This window comes from Pseudomonas sp. EL_65y_Pfl1_R83 (assembly GCF_963970695.1).
In the GTDB taxonomy this organism is placed as follows: Bacteria; Pseudomonadota; Gammaproteobacteria; order Pseudomonadales; family Pseudomonadaceae; genus Aquipseudomonas; species Aquipseudomonas tritici.
The window spans coordinates 1-454 of sequence record NZ_CAXAQI010000425.1 but is presented as its reverse complement, the minus strand read 5'-3'; the positions used below and the strand labels follow the sequence as shown (position 1 = coordinate 454).

1 protein-coding gene is annotated in these 454 nt (G+C 56.2%); it reads right to left on the bottom strand.

Going from position 1 to position 454, the window contains the following annotated elements; genetic code table 11:
- Nucleotides 1–454: TonB-dependent receptor (locus tag AACY08_RS29635; RefSeq protein ID WP_339472644.1), on the bottom strand; the 454-nt coding region annotated here is incomplete at both ends.

Here is a 454-nt window from a genome sequence, read left to right as displayed (position 1 = left end):
CGTTTGGTGATGCTGACGCCGATTATGCGTGGATCGAGCGTGAACACATTGGTTGTCAGGCCCGAATCGTCGCTATTGACGAAGGCATCGGTGATCGGCGTCGAATTGAACAGGTTCTTCACATAGACCTGCAACGTCATATCCCATTTGCGCTGGTCGAGCGTGAGAGAGATATTGGTGTTATTCCATGCCCGTAGCCGGTCGATCGCGGTGTTGTAGATCCGCGCCCAGCTTGCATCTTGGCGGTAGAAATCGGCGCGCGGCGTCAGCGCCCAATCCCCGCTCTCGAACGTATATTGAACACCGAGATTTAACGTCCAGTGCGGCGCGTTGGGCAATTCGTGCCCGCTCACATCCGCTGCAATCCCCTGCCCGTTATTGGGCGCGGTTTTCAGATCATAAGCGCCATATTTCGCCGCCAGCGTATCGCCCGGCTTGAAGCTCCCGAAATTCA